Below are 15,646 nucleotides of genomic sequence, written 5' to 3'. Positions count from 1 at the left end.
TGGAGCAGTCTGGTAGCTCGTCGGGCTCATAACCCGAAGGTCGTCGGTTCAAATCCGGCTCCCGCAACCAAACATCAGAAAAGGCCAATCGAAAGATTGGCCTTTTTTGTGCGCGTCTGTTTTTCGGATCCAGTCGCACCAGGCGGAAATCGTTCCGATTCCGAAACTTAGCGCTTCCCCTGCGACCGTTTGCCGCGATTGCACACTTATTTGACCCTTCTCGGGATTATCGGTTGACACCCCGTCGTTCGCCTGTAGAATGCCGCCACACAGACGCGGGATGGAGCAGTCTGGTAGCTCGTCGGGCTCATAACCCGAAGGTCGTCGGTTCAAATCCGGCTCCCGCAACCAAACATCAAAAAAGGCTACTCGAAAGAGTGGCCTTTTTTGTATCTGTGGAAAAAGTCCTTTCGCAACAATGATCTGTCACTGTGCAGTGAACCGTTCAGGATCTTCAGACCCGCCGAGTTGCGACTATGCTTGAGTCGCGGGCAAGGCATCTGCAATCCAAGAGCTGCCCTCGCCGATACCCGGTGAGAGGCGTAGTATTTTGTGATTATTTTTTTCTACAGGGATTGGTAACTTGGCTGGATACCTCCATCCTGTCGCGCACAATCCAAGAGGTGATTGATGCGCGCCAACTCGTCTGACTCACAAGACACCGTCACAGCGAACCCACCGATCAAGCCTGAGCGCCTGCGCCTGCTGGATCGGATCAGCAAATACCGGCAACCGATCGGTCTGGCGGTCACTTTGCTGCTGTTCGCCATCGCGCTGATTGCCTGTCGCCATCTGCTCAGCGAACTCGATCTCGACGCACTGCACGACTCGATTCTCGACGTGCCGAAACCGGCCCTGCTCGGTGCCCTCGGTGCGACAGTCGTCGGCTTCATCATTCTGCTCGGCTACGAATGGTCGGCCAGTCGATATGCCCGCGTGACGCTGGCACCGAAAACCCTGGCTCTCGGCGGCTTCACCGCGTTTGCCATCGGCAATGCCATTGGCCTGTCGATGCTGTCCGGTGGCTCGGTGCGTTACCGTTTATATGCACGGCATGGCCTGGGCGCTTCCGAAGTCGCGCACATGACCTTGTTCGCCAGCCTGTCGCTGGGCTGCGCCCTGCCGCCGCTGGCCGCGCTTGCGACTTTGAGCAACCTGCCCGCCGCCTCACAGGCACTGGGGCTATCCGAGACCTTGTTGGGGACGATTGCCGGCGTAGTGCTGCTGCTCGGCGCGATCCTGGCCATCGGCATCTATCGCCGTCGCCTGCCGGAACAACCTTATCCGGACAACCTGCTGGTTCGGGCCGGTCGTCGCACCCTGCGCCTGCCGGGTCGCCGCCTGACGTTCCTGCAACTGGTCATCACCGCCCTCGACGTGGCCGCCGCTGCAACCGTCCTTTATCTGTTGCTGCCGGAAGCGCCGCCCTTCGGTGCCTTCCTGCTGGTTTATCTGCTGGCCTTGGCGGCCGGCGTACTCAGCCACGTCCCGGGTGGCGTGGGTGTCTTCGAGGCCATTCTGCTGGCCGCATTCGCCGACAAACTCGGCGCCGCACCACTGGCCGCCGCCCTGCTCCTGTATCGACTGATCTATGTGGTGCTGCCGTTGCTGGTGGCCTGCGTGCTGTTGCTGCTCAACGAAGGCCAGCGCCTGTTTCAGTCGCAGACCATGCGTGCGGCTTCCGGTCTGGCCGCACCGATCCTCGCGGTGCTGGTGTTCCTGTCAGGTGTGGTTTTGCTGTTTTCCGGCGCGACGCCAGAGATCGACACCCGTCTGGAACACATCGGTTTTCTGATTCCACATCGTCTGGTCGATGCTTCGCACTTTGGCGCCAGCCTGATCGGCGTGCTGTGCCTGATGCTCGCCCAAGGCCTGCGTCGCCGGCTGTCGGCGGCGTGGATGCTGACCACCATTCTGTTGCTGGTGGGCGCCCTGCTCTCGTTGCTCAAGGGCTTCGACTGGGAAGAAGCGACCCTGATGACCCTCACCGCCGCGCTGCTGGGGGTGTTCCGTCGCTCGTTCTATCGCCCGAGCCGTCTGACCGAACTGCCGTTCTCGCCACTGTATCTGGTAGCCAGCCTGTGCGTACTCGGTGCTTCGACCTGGCTGCTGCTGTTCGCTTATCAGGACGTTCCGTACAGCCATCAACTGTGGTGGCAGTTCACCCTCGACGCCGACGCCCCGCGCGGCCTGCGCTCGCTGCTCGGCGCCGCTGTGTTGCTGCTGGTGATCGCCCTGACCTGGCTGCTGCGCACCGCCCGCCCGGTGATCCACCTGCCGACACCCGACGAGCTGGAACGCGCCTCGAAGATTCTGATGGCCTCCTCGCAACCGGACGGCGGCCTGGCCCTGACCGGCGACAAGGCGCTGCTGTTTCATCCCAACGACGAAGCCTTCCTGATGTACGCCCGCCGTGGCCGCAGTCTGGTCGCCCTGTACGACCCGATCGGCCCCGGCCAGCAACGGGCCGAGATGATCTGGCAGTTCCGCGACCTGTGCGACATCCATCACGCCCGCCCGGTGTTCTATCAGGTGCGCGCCGAGAACCTGCCGTACTACATGGACATCGGCCTGACCGCGATCAAGCTGGGCGAGGAAGCCCGGGTCGATCTGCATCGCTTTGACCTGGAAGCCAAGGGCAAGGAGATGAAGGACCTGCGCTACACCTGGAACCGCGGCGGCCGAGACGGCCTGTCGCTGGAAATCCATGAAGCGGGCCAGGCGCCGATGGATGAACTCAAGGTGATTTCCGACGCCTGGCTGACCGGCAAGAACGTGCGCGAGAAAGGCTTCTCCCTCGGCCGTTTCAGCGATGATTACCTGAAGCATTTCCGCATCGCGGTGATTCGCTTCGAAGGCCGCCCCGTGGCGTTCGCCAACCTGCTCGAGACCTACAGCCATGACCTGGCCAGTCTCGACCTGATGCGCGCGCACCCGGACGCCCCCAAGCTGACCATGGAATTCATGATGGTCGGTCTGATTCAACACTATAAGAGTCACGGATACGCGCGCTTCAGCCTGGGCATGGTGCCGTTGTCGGGGTTGCAACCCCGGCGCGGGGCACCGCTGACCCAGCGTCTGGGCTCGATGGTTTTCCGCCGTGGTGAGCAGCTGTACAACTTCCAAGGCTTGCGCCGCTTCAAAGACAAGTTCCAGCCTGACTGGGAACCCCGTTATATGGCCGTGCCCGCCGGACTCGATCCGCTGGTGGCGCTGGCCGACACTGCTGCCCTGATCGCGGGCGGCTTGACTGGATTGGTGAAACGCTGATGATTCAACGCTCCCTGAAGTACATCCTGGTCGCACTGCTGGTGCTGGCCGCGATTGCCGGTGGCGGTTTCTGGTACCTCAAACGCCCGGCACCGGAACCGACCCTCGAACAGCTCACCCCGGCCGATGGCGCAGCCATGACCCGGGTCATCCCCGGCACCAAGCCCAAGGCTCAGGTGCTGGTGGCGGTCAACGACGACCAGAAACTCAGCGACAAGCAACTGAGCACCCTGAGCCGTAGTGCCTCGGCGCAGATCGTTCAGGTGATCCTGCCCAAGGATTGCCTGCTGCAAAGCCGCGCCCTGCAAGCCGGCCTGCGTGAACTGAACGGCCCGGCGACCCTGGTCAGCGGCATCGGCCCCGGTGCCGTGCTGGCGTGGCGCTGGTTGTCCGAGCAGAAGGACGACAAGGCCCAGGCCGTTTCCGTCGACCTGGCCCTGGAAAAACCCGGCTGCACCCACCTGCTGCCGAAGTCCGCCGCCCATGGCCACTGGCTGGTGGCGTGGAACGACAACCCGGACGACACCAGCGCCGGTTTCGTGCGCGATCAACCGAACGCTGAAACCAGCATCAGCGACTACGACATCAACCTGCCGCAAGTGCTGAACAACGAACTGCGCAAGATCCTCGTCGGCGGCGACAAGGCTAACGGTGGCCTGCAAATCCCGGTGGTGGAAGTCCCGGCCGGCCAGGCCAAGGACACCGTGACCCTGTTCCTGTCCGGTGACGGCGGCTGGCGCGATCTGGACCGCGACGTGGCCGGTGAAATGGCCAAGATCGGCTACCCGGTCGTCGGCATCGACACCCTGCGCTACTACTGGCAGCACAAGAGCCCGGAACAGAGCGCCCTCGACCTGACTGAACTGATGCAGCACTACCGCCAGAAATGGGGCACCAAGCGCTTCATCCTGACCGGCTACTCGTTCGGCGCCGACGTCCTGCCGGCCATCTACAACCGCCTGCCGGAAACCGAGCAGCAGCGCGTCGATGCAATCATCCTGCTGGCCTTCGCCCGCACCGGCAGCTTCGAAATCGAAGTCGAAGGCTGGCTCGGCAACGCCGGCAAAGAAGCCGCCACCGGCCCGGAAATGGCCAAGCTGCCACCGGCCAAGGTCGTGTGCATCTACGGGGAAGAAGAAACCGATGAAAGCGGCTGCACCGACAAGACCGCGGTGGGCGAAGCAGTAAAGCTGCCTGGCGGCCACCACTTCGACGAGAACTACCCGGCGCTGGCCAAGCGCTTGGTGGACTTGATCGAGAAGCGCCAGAACACGGCGCAGGTGGCGGAAGAGTGATCTGAAGCGCACCAACGAAAAGCCCCCGCAACTTCGCAGTTGCGGGGGCTTTTTTACATTTTTCAAGAACTGCACCAATCCCTGTGGGAGCGAGCTTGCTCGCGAAAGCGGCGGGTCAATTAACAGATTCGTCGACTGACACTACGCCTTCGCGAGCATGCTCGCTCCCACAGGGGGAAATGTGTTGAACTCAAATAATCGTCAGTTCTTGCGGGCGTACCTCGCCCGCATATCGTTATGACTGATCGCTTGAGCCGGATCGAAATTGCTCAATCGTGCCTTGGCTGCCGCTTCAACCCCAAGACTCTCGAGCTCATCCAGCCTTTCCTGTTTCAAGCATTTCTTCATGAACACCCATCTCCGAGAATGTCGCCTGTCACTCGAACTGTCCTCAGCCTTTGGACAAAGGACAGTTGTTAAGCGAAGCTCATTGAAGAATCAACACCTGCTTAGCGCATTGATTCTGTCCGACGCATAGTTTCGCTTACTTCCGGTGTCGCAATATCAGATGACGTCCGCATACCTTGTAGGCAAACTCCTAATCTCGTGTTTGGGCACTTTGCCGCCCTATTGCGCTGTTTTTCGACGGGATACTTTCCAGAGATCGCTGACTATTTCAGTGATCGGGTGTGGTAACCCGGCAAGGCAAAGTGCAACTGCATTCCCATCACGACTCAGGTGTTTTTACGCCTGCAACTCGAGTCATGGCGGCTGTGCGTGGGAGACCTTCGGGTCTGCCGGTTTCTTTGCTCCCCCGGTTTACCACCCTGCGTACAGCTGCCACCCATTCGTGTGGTAACGAATGCGGCAGCTCCTCGTTTTATGGAGCGAAACAATGAGCAAACAAAGTCCTTCATCACCTTCAGACCTGACGACCATCGGCTTCACCTCTTTCCTCTACAGCTCGGATCAGGCGTTACTCAACGTTCGCTCCGGCGTCCCCATCGTCGAAGCACTGTCCCAGGCTTCAGACCTGTTGTTCCTCGCCAAATCCTTCGCCGAAGACGCCGCCTACGACAAGGAAAGCGACCGTCACGCCTGGGCCGCGCATTACCTGACGATAATCGGCAAGGCCTTGGTCGACGACGTGATGAAGGCCCTGATGCCGCGACCCACGCGAACGAAGACCGAATCTGAGGCAGAACTGCCAGAAAGCATGTAACGGCACAAAAACGAAAAAGCCCCCGCCAGCCGCAAAGCTGACGGGGGCTTTTCAATCGAGGCGGGGCCTACATCTCCACCTGCGTCCCCAACTCAATCACCCGGTTCAGCGGCAGATTGAAGAAGCGCAAATTGCCATTGGCATTCTTCAACATGAACGCAAACAGCGCTTCACGCCAACGCGCCATGCCTTCGAGCTTCGAGGCGATGACCGTTTCGCGGCTGAGGAAGTAGGTGGTGCGCATCGGGCTGAAGTCGAGGTCGTCCAGATGGCACAGCTTCAGTGCCTGCGGCACGTCCGGTTCGTCGGTGAAGCCGAAGTGCAGGATCACCCGGAAGAAGCCTTCGCCGTGGGCTTCGACTTCGAAACGACGCGATGGCGGGACACGCGGAATGTCTTCGTAGACCACCGTCAGCAGCACCACTTGCTCATGCAGGACCTGGTTGTGCAACAGGTTGTGCAACAGCGCATGCGGCACCGCGTCGGAACGTGCGGTGAGGAACACAGCGGTACCCTGCACGCGGTGCGGCGGCTGGACGCGGATGCTGCTGATGAAGATCGGCAGCGGCAGCGCGCCTTCGTCGAGACGCTCGACCAGCAGTTGCTTGCCGCGTTTCCAAGTGGTCATCAGCACGAACAGCGCGATACCGGCGATCACCGGGAAGGCGCCGCCCTGCACGATCTTCGGCACGTTGGCGGCGAAGTACAGACCGTCCACCAGCAGGAAGCCGAGCAGCACCGGCACCGCCAGAATCGGTGGCCATTTCCAAAGCAGCAACATGACTGCCGACACCAGAATCGTGGTCATCAGCATTGTGCCGGTCACCGCCACACCGTAGGCCGAGGCCAGGGCGCCGGAGGATTCGAAGCCGATCACCAGCAACACCACGCCGACCATCAGCGACCAGTTCACGGCGCCGATATAGATCTGGCCCTGCTCGTCGCTGGAGGTGTGCTGGATGTACATGCGCGGGATGTAACCGAGCTGGATCGCCTGACGGGTCAGGGAGAATGCGCCGGAAATCACCGCTTGCGAGGCGATCACCGTGGCCAGGGTCGACAGACCGACCAGCGGAATCAGCGCCCAGCTCGGCGCCAGCAGGTAGAACGGGTTGCGCGCCGCTTCCGGATTGTCCAGCAGCAAGGCACCCTGACCGAAGTAGTTGAGCACCAGCGCCGGCAGCACCAGCAGGAACCAGGCGCGGGCAATCGGCTTGCGACCGAAGTGGCCCATGTCGGCGTACAGCGCTTCGGCACCGGTCAGCGCCAGCACCACGGCACCGAGGATCGCCACGCCCATGCCCGGATGAACGGTAAAGAACCGCACCGCCCACGCCGGGTTCAAAGCGTGCAGCACTTCAGGAGTGTGGCTGATGCCGTACACGCCGAGGGCGCCGAGGACCAGGAACCAGGTGACCATGATCGGCCCGAACAGAATGCCGATCCGCGCCGTGCCGTGTTTCTGGATCAGAAACAGCGCCACCAGCACCACCAGCGACAGCGGCACCACCCAGTGGTCGATGCCATCGAAAGCCAGGCCCAGACCTTCAATGGCCGAGAGCACGGAAATCGCCGGGGTGATCATACTGTCGCCATAGAACAGCGCCGCGCCGATCAGCCCGCAGACCACCAGCAGCGTGCGCAACCTCTTGCGCCCCGCCGCCGCCCGACGGGCCAGCGCGGTGAGCGCCATGATCCCGCCTTCGCCCTGGTTGTCGGCGCGCAGGACGAACATCATGTACTTGATTGAAACGACCCAGATCAGCGACCAGAAAATCAGCGACAGAATGCCGAGCACTCCGTCGTGATTGACGGGCACGCCGTAAGCGCCGGAAAACACTTCTTTGAGGGTGTACAACGGGCTCGTGCCGATGTCGCCGTAAACTACCCCGACCGCCGCGACCAGCATGCTCAGCGGCTTGGTGGCCGAACCTTCGGCGCCTGCCGCGTGACTACTTGCCTGACCCATCCAACACTCCTGATTCCCAGACCGGCTTCTTAGATGAAGCACTATGCTTTGTGTGCAGCATGCGCGTTTTTACGCCCTGTAACAGACGTTTTCTTGACTGTAAAAATTCAGTAAAGCGCAACGGCGCGAAGCATAGCGCAGCACTCGTCGTATTTCCCTGCATAAAGCTGGTCAAGTGCGCTGCTCGTCGCTAGAATTGCGCACTTTTTGATCAGAGGCGCAGTTCAAGCGCCCGTCCGTCGGCTTCTGCCATCAGGCAAGCGACGTCACAAAACACCGAGGTTAGACATGTCCACCACTCCTGCGCCGGCCAATCCAAAGGTTGGCTTCGTTTCTCTGGGTTGCCCGAAAGCACTGGTCGACTCCGAGCGCATCCTGACCCAGCTGCGCATGGAAGGCTATGACGTGGTGTCCACCTATCAGGACGCCGACGTGGTCGTGGTCAACACCTGCGGCTTCATCGACTCGGCCAAGGCCGAATCGCTGGAAGTCATCGGCGAAGCGATCAAGGAAAACGGCAAGGTCATCGTGACCGGCTGCATGGGCGTGGAAGAAGGCAACATCCGTGACGTGCACCCGAGCGTGCTGGCCGTCACCGGTCCGCAACAGTACGAGCAAGTGGTCAACGCGGTGCACGAAGTCGTGCCGCCGAAGCAGGATCACAACCCGCTGATCGACCTGGTGCCGCCGCAAGGCATCAAGCTGACCCCGCGTCACTACGCGTACCTGAAGATTTCCGAAGGCTGCAACCACAGCTGCAGCTTCTGCATCATCCCGTCGATGCGCGGCAAACTGGTCAGCCGTCCGGTCGGCGACGTACTCGACGAAGCCCAGCGCCTGGTCAAATCCGGCGTCAAAGAGCTGCTGGTGATTTCCCAGGACACCAGCGCCTATGGCGTTGACGTCAAATACCGCACCGGTTTCTGGAACGGCGCGCCGGTGAAAACCCGCATGACCGAACTGTGCGAAGCGCTGAGCACCCTCGGCGTCTGGGTCCGTCTGCACTACGTTTACCCGTACCCGCACGTCGACGAGCTGATCCCGCTGATGGCCGCCGGCAAGATCCTGCCGTACCTGGACATCCCGTTCCAGCACGCCAGCCCGAAAGTCCTGAAGTCGATGAAACGCCCGGCGTTCGAAGACAAGACCCTGGCGCGGATCAAGAACTGGCGCGAGATCTGCCCGGATCTGATCATCCGTTCGACCTTCATCGTCGGCTTCCCCGGCGAAACCGAAGAAGACTTCCAGTATCTGCTGGACTGGCTGACCGAAGCCCAGCTCGACCGCGTCGGCTGCTTCCAGTACTCGCCGGTCGAAGGCGCACCGGCCAATGACCTGAACCTCGACATCGTTCCGGACGACGTCAAGCAGGATCGTTGGGAGCGCTTCATGGCGCACCAGCAGGAAATCAGCTCGGCGCGCCTGCAAATGCGCATCGGCCGCGAGATCGAAGTGCTGGTGGACGAGGTCGATGAGCAAGGCGCGGTCGGCCGCTGCTTCTTCGATGCCCCGGAAATCGACGGCAACGTGTTCATCGACAACGGCAGCAACCTCAAGCCGGGCGACAAGGTCTGGTGCAAGGTGACCGACGCCGACGAATACGACCTCTGGGCCGAACAGATCTGACTTGTGGGAGCGAGCCTGCTCCGGGCGGCGATCCGACGATGCGATCTTACCCTCAACATTTTCGTTGACTGATACGACGCAATCGCGAGCAGGCTCGCTCCCACATGTTTTTTCTGAATTGAAAAGCCCCGCTCTCTTTTACGAGATGCGGGGCTTTTTTACGGCTATCGTTTGGGAGGGGAAGGACTCCCTCATCCACAACAAAGAGGCTATCGGGCATGCGTCACCACTCGGTCATCCACACGCCGAAACTCAGCGATTATCAGGAACTGACCCGGGTCTGGGAGGCCTCGGTCCGAGCGACCCATGATTTCCTGCCGGAATCCTACATCGAGCTGCTGAAGAATCTGGTGCTGACCCGCTACCTCGACGCGGTGATGCTGATCTGCACACGGGACAGCCACCAGCGCATCACCGGGTTTGCCGGGGTCGCGGCGGGCAAGATCGAAATGCTGTTCATCGACCCCGCCCATCGCGGCCAGGGCCTTGGCAAGAAACTGTTGAAATACGCCATGGAACACCTGAACGCCGACGAACTGGACGTCAACGAACAGAACCCGCAGGCGCTGGGGTTTTACTTCAAGCAAGGGTTCGAGGTGATCGGTCGCTCGGAAGTCGATGGCATGGGCCAGCCGTATCCGCTGTTGCACATGCGTTTGCGCCAGAATCAGCAACGTTCGAACCATGCCTGACACACAACAAAACCACTGTGGGAGCGAGCTTGCTCGCGAATGCGGTGCAACAGCCACTGCAGAAATAGACTGACAGGACGCCTTCGCGAGCAAGCTCGCTCCCACATTGAATTCAGCATCTGTAAATGCGATCGGGCTTAACCGGCCCCAGGCAGGTACAATGCCCACCCCTTTTTTGTTACGGCCCCTGTCATGACTGACCCGATTCGCCTCTCTAAACGCCTCATCGAGCTGGTCGGTTGCTCCCGCCGGGAGGCCGAGCTGTTCATCGAGGGCGGCTGGGTCACCGTGGACGGCGAAGTCATCGACGAGCCGCAGTTCAAGGTCGGCGACCAGAAAGTCGAACTCGACAAGGACGCCAAGGCCACCGCGCCGGAGCCGGTAACCCTCCTGCTCAACGTGCCGGCCGGCATGGATGTCGACAGCGCCATGCAGTCGCTGAACGCCGAAACCCTCAGCGAAGAACACCGCTACGGCAAGCGTCCGCTGCGCGGGCATTTCCTGCGCCTGACCGCCAGCGCCGACCTGCAACCCAAGGCCAGCGGCCTGCTGGTGTTCACCCAGGACTGGAAGGTGTTGCGCAAGCTCACCGCCGACGCGGCCAAGATCGAGCAGGAATACGTGGTCGAAGTCGAAGGCGATATGACGGAACACGGCCTGAACCGCATGCAGCACGGCCTGCGCGTCAAAGGCATCGAATTGCCGCCGGTCAAAGCCAGCTGGCAGAGCGAAAACCGTCTGCGCTTCGCCATGAAAAACCCGCAGCCGGGCCTGATCGCCCAGCTGTGCGAAGCGGTAGGGCTGAAAGTGATCGGCATCCGCCGCATCCGCATCGGCGGCGTGTCCATCGGCAAGGTGCCGGTCGGCCAATGGCGCTACCTGTCCGGCAAAGAGAAATTCTAAGGCCCGACAGCCACCCTACATTTCCGGCATCGCTCCCGCGCGATGCCCACAGCGAACAATCAGGATTGCACACATGGTTCACAACGACGTTCTGCGCAGCGTGCGCTATATGCTCGACATCAGCGACAAGAAAGTGGTCGAGATCATCAAACTCGGCGGCCTGGACGTCACGCTTGCCGATGTCGTGACGTACCTCGACAAGAAGGAAGAAGACGAAGAAGGTTTCGTGCGTTGCCCGGACGAAGTCATCGCGCACTTCCTCGACGGTCTGGTGATCTTCAAGCGCGGCAAGGACGAAAGCCGTCCGCCGCTGCCGATCGAATTGCCAGTGACCAACAACATCATCCTGAAAAAGCTGCGCGTGGCCTTCGAACTGAAAGAAGACGACATGCACGCGATCCTCAAAGCCGCTGAGTTCCCGGTGTCCAAGCCTGAACTGAGCGCGCTGTTCCGCAAGGTCGGCCACACCAACTACCGCCCGTGCGGCGATCAGTTGCTGCGCAACTTCCTCAAGGGCCTGACCCTGCGCGTTCGCGGTTGACCCACTCGATCACGGCGACTTCGGTCGCCGTTTTCATGCATGGCGCTCCATTCCCTCCAAAAATAGTGGCTCCGCTTTTCGCGGCCGGCGACTAGGGTGTACTGAACCCTAGCCCTCAGGATTCGCCATGCATCCGTATTTCTCCCTGCAAGGCCGCACCGCTCTGGTGACCGGCGGCACCCGTGGTATCGGCAAAATGATCGCCAAGGCTTATGTCGAAGCCGGCGCCCGCGTGTACGTCTGCTCCCGTGACGCTGAAGCCTGTCATCAAACCGCTGAAGAACTCAGTGCTCTGGGCACTTGTCATGGCGTAGCGGCGAACCTGGCGACGGAAGAAGGCGTGAAAGAGCTGGCCGCTCGGTTGGGTGAGCAGATCACTCATCTGGACATTCTGGTGAACAACGCCGGCACCACCTGGGGCGCGCCGCTGGAGAGCTACCCGGTCAAGGGCTGGGAGAAAGTCATGCAGCTCAACGTGACGTCGGTGTTCAGTTGCATCCAGCAGTTTCTGCCGTTGCTGCGCAAATCCGGGTCGGCGGCCAATCCAGCGCGAATCATCAACATCGGCTCGGTGGCGGGGATTTCTTCCTTCGGCGAACAGGCCTACGCCTACGGGCCGAGCAAGGCAGCTCTGCATCAACTGTCGCGAATTCTCGCCCGGGAGCTTGTGAGCCAGCACATCAATGTCAATGTGATTGCGCCGGGGCGCTTCCCGAGCAAGATGACCCAGCACATCGGCAGTGATCAACAGGCGCTGGCCGAAGACACCGCGCTGATCCCGATGAAACGCTGGGGCCGCGAGGAAGAGATGGCGGCGCTGGCAATCAGCCTGGCGAGTACCGCCGGGGCGTACATGACCGGGAATATCATTCCGCTGGATGGCGGGTTTAGTCTGTAGATCAGCGGCGCGGCCTTCGCGAGCAGGCTCGCTCCCACATTTGGAATGCGCTCCCCCTGTGGGAGCGAGCCTGCTCGCGAAGAGGCCAGATCTGTCAGCACCAGACTGAAGCCTGCCGGGTTATCATGCCCGCCCTGCTCCGCTTCGAATGCAAACCATGACTTACAGCGTCTCCCCCATCGGCTTCGTCCGCTCCTGCTTCAAGGAGAAGTTCGCCATCCCGCGCCAGCCACAACTGGCCCCCGCCGCCCGTGGCGTGCTGGAACTGGTGGCGCCGTTCGATCAGGGCGATGCGGTGCAGGGGCTGGAGCAGGTCAGTCATGTCTGGCTGCTGTTCCTGTTTCATCAGGCGCTGGAAGACAAGCCGCGTCTCAAAGTCCGCCCTCCGCGCCTCGGTGGCAACAAGTCCATGGGCGTGTTCGCCACCCGCGCCACGCACCGGCCGAACGGCATCGGCCAGTCGGTGGTGAAGCTAGACAAGGTCGAGGCCAATCGTCTGTTCATCTCCGGCATCGACCTGCTGGACGGCACGCCGATTCTCGACATCAAACCTTACGTGCCGTACGCCGACATCATTACTGACGCCTCCAACAGCATCGCCAGTGCCGCGCCGCATCTGATCGACGTGCAGTGGACGGACGCGGCGCTGCAACAGGCGCACACGCACGCTCAGCGTCTGGCCGAGCCGCTGGTCGAGTTGATTGAACAATGCCTGGCTCAGGATCCGCGTCCGGCGTATCAAACGCCCGCCCCCGAACGCGAATACGGTGCGCAGTTCTGGGATCTGGACGTGCGCTGGCATTACCCGATGCCGGAGCAGATCCGTGTTCTGGAAGTCATCCCCGCCGAGGCGTGACCCCCGGAAACGAAAAAGCCCGCGTTGCCTTCTCAGGCAACGCGGGCTTCTTTGTGTGGGAGCGAGCTTGCTCGCGAAGGCGGCGTATCAGTCAACATAACTGCTGAATGTTCCACCTTATTCGCGAGCAAGCTCGCTCCCACAGATTTGAATATGCTTACTTCTCGACGAATGCGCGCTCGATCAGGTAGTCACCCGGCTCGCGCATCCGCGCCGAGATCTTCAGGCCGAAGCTGTCGAGCACTTCGCTGGTCTCGTCGAGCATGCTCGGGCTGCCGCAGATCATCGCGCGGTCGTCCTGCGGGTTGATCGGTGGCAGGCCGATGTCGCTGAACAGCTTGCCGCTGCGCATCAGGTCGGTCAGACGGCCCTGATTCTCGAACGGTTCGCGGGTCACGGTCGGGTAGTAGATCAGCTTGTCACGCAGCGCTTCGCCGAAGAACTCGTTCTGCGGCAGATGCTCGGTGATGAATTCGCGGTAGGCGACTTCGTTGACGTAACGAACACCGTGAACCAGGATCACTTTCTCGAAGCGCTCGTAGGTTTCCGGGTCCTGGATCACGCTCATGAACGGCGCCAGACCGGTGCCGGTGCTCAGCAGGTACAGGTGCTTGCCCGGGTTCAGGTCGTCCAGCACCAGGGTGCCGGTCGGTTTTTTCGAGATGATGATCTCGTCGCCTTCTTTCAGGTGCTGCAGCTGGGAGGTCAGCGGACCGTCCTGCACCTTGATGCTGAAGAACTCGAGATGCTCTTCCCAGTTCGGGCTGGCGATCGAGTAAGCGCGCATAAGCGGGCGGCCGTTTGGCTGTTGCAGGCCGATCATCACGAACTGACCGTTCTCGAAGCGCAGGCCCGGATCGCGGGTGCACTTGAAGCTGAACAGAGTGTCGTTCCAGTGATGAACACTGAGGACACGCTCGTGGTTCATGTTGCTCATGTACGTGGGACTCCTGGAGATTGATCTGCGCCTGCCCGGCTCGTGTTGAAGAATGCCGACGGTGCGCAATTGCATCGCATTCTAATAGCGCCGACAATATCTGTTAACTGGATTATTAAGATAAGGGTTATCGGTTATATCGATATGCGATTTACTCTTCGTCAACTGCAAGTCTTCGTCGCTGTCGCCCAGCAGGAGAGCGTGTCCCGTGCAGCGGGTCTGCTCAACCTGTCGCAATCGGCCGCCAGCACTTCCATCACCGAACTGGAGCGCCAGTCCAGCTGCCAGCTGTTCGACCGCGCCGGCAAACGCCTGAGCCTCAACGCCCTCGGCAAACAGTTGTTGCCGCAAGCGGTGGCCATGCTCGATCAGGCCAAGGAAATCGAGGACCTGCTCAACGGTAAATCCGGTTTCGGCTCGCTGTCGGTGGGCGCGACCCTGACCATCGGCAATTACCTGGCGACCCTGCTGATCGGCGGTTTCATGCAGCGCCACCCCGAAAGCCAGGTGAAGCTGCATGTGCAGAACACTGCCAATATCGTGCAACAAGTGGCTCATTACGAAATTGATCTGGGTCTAATCGAAGGCGATTGCAGCCACCCTGACATCGAAGTACAGAGCTGGGTCGAGGATGAACTGGTGGTGTTCTGCGCCCCGCAGCATCCTTTGGCCAAACGCGGCAGCGCGACTATGGAGGAACTGACCCATGAAGCGTGGATTTTGCGGGAACAGGGTTCGGGGACGCGCCTGACCTTCGATCAGGCGATGCGTCATCACCGCAGTGCGCTGAACATCCGGCTGGAACTGGAACACACCGAAGCGATCAAGCGCGCCGTGGAATCAGGTCTGGGGATTGGCTGTATTTCGCGTCTGGCACTGCGTGATGCCTTCCGTCGCGGCAGCCTGGTGCCGGTGGAGACACCGGATCTGGATCTGGCGCGGCAGTTCTACTTCATCTGGCACAAGCAGAAGTACCAGACCTCTGCCATGCGCGAATTCCTCGACCTGTGCCGCGCCTTCACCGCCGGGGTCCAGCGCAGCGACGAGATCGTCCTGCCGAGCATCGCTTAAAGCAGAATCACCGCCCACACCAGGGCGATCATGCTCAGTGCCACGAATTGCGCGGCACTGCCCATGTCCTTGGCGTTCTTGGACAGCGGGTGCAACTCCAGCGAGATGCGGTCAATGGCCGCCTCCACCGCCGAATTCAACAGCTCGACGATCAGCGCCAGCAGGCACACGGCGATCAGCAACGCCTGCTCGACCCGGCTGACATTGAGGAAAAACGTCAGCGGAATCAGCACCACGTTTAGCAGCACCAACTGGCGGAATGCAGCTTCGCCGGTGAAGGCGGCGCGCAGGCCGTCCAGCGAGTAACCGGAAGCGTTGAGGATGCGTTTCAGGCCCGTCTGGCCCTTGAAAGGTGACATAAAGTAGATAACCGACCAAAAAGAAGTGGGAAAGCTAGAGCAACGAAAGTCAAAAAAGCGTGAAGAC

General features: G+C 60.9%; 13 protein-coding genes and 1 tRNA gene. 11 read left to right on the top strand and 3 right to left on the bottom strand.

Annotated elements, in window-relative coordinates:
* Positions 1-274: 274 nt before the first annotated feature.
* The 4 genes from N8H71_RS19515 (at position 275) to N8H71_RS19500 (ending at position 5,727) form a co-directional block, all read left to right on the top strand.
* Positions 275-351 (top strand) — tRNA-Met (locus tag N8H71_RS19515).
* Positions 352-630: 279 nt separating this feature from the next.
* Positions 631-3,270, top strand: coding sequence for a bifunctional lysylphosphatidylglycerol flippase/synthetase MprF (gene mprF, locus N8H71_RS19510; RefSeq protein ID WP_262195251.1), 2,640 nt, complete (start codon positions 631-633; stop codon positions 3,268-3,270).
* Positions 3,270-4,565, top strand: coding sequence for a virulence factor family protein (locus N8H71_RS19505; protein WP_102717227.1), 1,296 nt, complete (start codon positions 3,270-3,272; stop codon positions 4,563-4,565). Before mprF ends, N8H71_RS19505 begins: the two co-directional genes overlap by 1 nt.
* A gap of 835 nt (positions 4,566-5,400) precedes the next feature.
* On the top strand, positions 5,401-5,727 hold the full coding sequence (locus N8H71_RS19500) for a DUF3077 domain-containing protein (RefSeq protein ID WP_262195250.1): 327 nt from the start codon (positions 5,401-5,403) through the stop codon (positions 5,725-5,727).
* Between the two features lie 67 nt (positions 5,728-5,794).
* On the opposite strand, the gene N8H71_RS19495 is transcribed toward N8H71_RS19500, so the two are convergent.
* Positions 5,795-7,636 (bottom strand): potassium transporter Kup, encoded by a 1,842-nt coding sequence (locus N8H71_RS19495; RefSeq protein ID WP_431768316.1) that lies wholly within the window; start codon positions 7,634-7,636, stop codon positions 5,795-5,797.
* A gap of 348 nt (positions 7,637-7,984) precedes the next feature.
* Between N8H71_RS19495 and rimO the strand changes: the two genes are divergently transcribed.
* The 6 genes from rimO to tsaA all read left to right on the top strand — a co-directional run bounded on the left by rimO (position 7,985) and on the right by tsaA (position 13,212).
* Entirely contained in the window at positions 7,985-9,322 is a 1,338-nt protein-coding gene (gene rimO, locus N8H71_RS19490; protein ID WP_085712910.1) for a 30S ribosomal protein S12 methylthiotransferase RimO, read from the top strand.
* Between the two features lie 218 nt (positions 9,323-9,540).
* Positions 9,541-10,014 carry a GNAT family N-acetyltransferase gene (locus N8H71_RS19485; protein ID WP_085605315.1) on the top strand — a complete coding sequence of 158 codons (474 nt, stop codon included), beginning with the start codon at positions 9,541-9,543 and terminating at the stop codon, positions 10,012-10,014.
* Positions 10,015-10,206: 192 nt separating this feature from the next.
* The gene (locus N8H71_RS19480) at positions 10,207-10,917 is read left to right on the top strand and encodes an rRNA pseudouridine synthase (RefSeq protein ID WP_262195245.1); all 711 of its coding nucleotides are present in this window, start codon (positions 10,207-10,209) and stop codon (positions 10,915-10,917) included.
* A gap of 73 nt (positions 10,918-10,990) precedes the next feature.
* Positions 10,991-11,458, top strand: a complete 468-nt coding sequence (locus N8H71_RS19475) for a DUF1456 family protein (RefSeq protein WP_007954948.1) — start codon at positions 10,991-10,993, stop codon at positions 11,456-11,458.
* Between the two features lie 127 nt (positions 11,459-11,585).
* Positions 11,586-12,356 (top strand): SDR family oxidoreductase, encoded by a 771-nt coding sequence (locus N8H71_RS19470; protein ID WP_085683311.1) that lies wholly within the window; start codon positions 11,586-11,588, stop codon positions 12,354-12,356.
* 157 nt (positions 12,357-12,513) lie between these two features.
* The gene (tsaA, locus tag N8H71_RS19465) at positions 12,514-13,212 is read left to right on the top strand and encodes a tRNA (N6-threonylcarbamoyladenosine(37)-N6)-methyltransferase TrmO (protein WP_262195243.1); all 699 of its coding nucleotides are present in this window, start codon (positions 12,514-12,516) and stop codon (positions 13,210-13,212) included.
* 157 nt (positions 13,213-13,369) lie between these two features.
* On the opposite strand, the gene fpr is transcribed toward tsaA, so the two are convergent.
* Positions 13,370-14,149: a ferredoxin-NADP reductase gene (fpr, locus tag N8H71_RS19460; protein ID WP_007908723.1), complete on the bottom strand. Its 780-nt coding sequence runs from the start codon at positions 14,147-14,149 to the stop codon at positions 13,370-13,372.
* Between the two features lie 144 nt (positions 14,150-14,293).
* On the opposite strand from fpr, the gene N8H71_RS19455 reads away from it, so the two are divergent.
* Positions 14,294-15,220, top strand: coding sequence for a LysR family transcriptional regulator (locus N8H71_RS19455; RefSeq protein WP_007954941.1), 927 nt, complete (start codon positions 14,294-14,296; stop codon positions 15,218-15,220).
* Here the strand turns inward: N8H71_RS19455 and N8H71_RS19450 are convergent.
* Positions 15,217-15,579 (bottom strand): diacylglycerol kinase, encoded by a 363-nt coding sequence (locus N8H71_RS19450; RefSeq protein ID WP_003222276.1) that lies wholly within the window; start codon positions 15,577-15,579, stop codon positions 15,217-15,219. The genes N8H71_RS19455 and N8H71_RS19450 overlap by 4 nt on opposite strands.
* Positions 15,580-15,646: the final 67 nt, after the last annotated feature.

The sequence above is a fragment of the Pseudomonas koreensis genome (assembly GCF_025447595.1).
GTDB classification, from domain to species: Bacteria; Pseudomonadota; Gammaproteobacteria; order Pseudomonadales; family Pseudomonadaceae; genus Aquipseudomonas; species Aquipseudomonas koreensis_H.
Note: the sequence above shows the minus strand (reverse complement) of the source record. Positions and strands in the feature narration are given on the sequence as shown.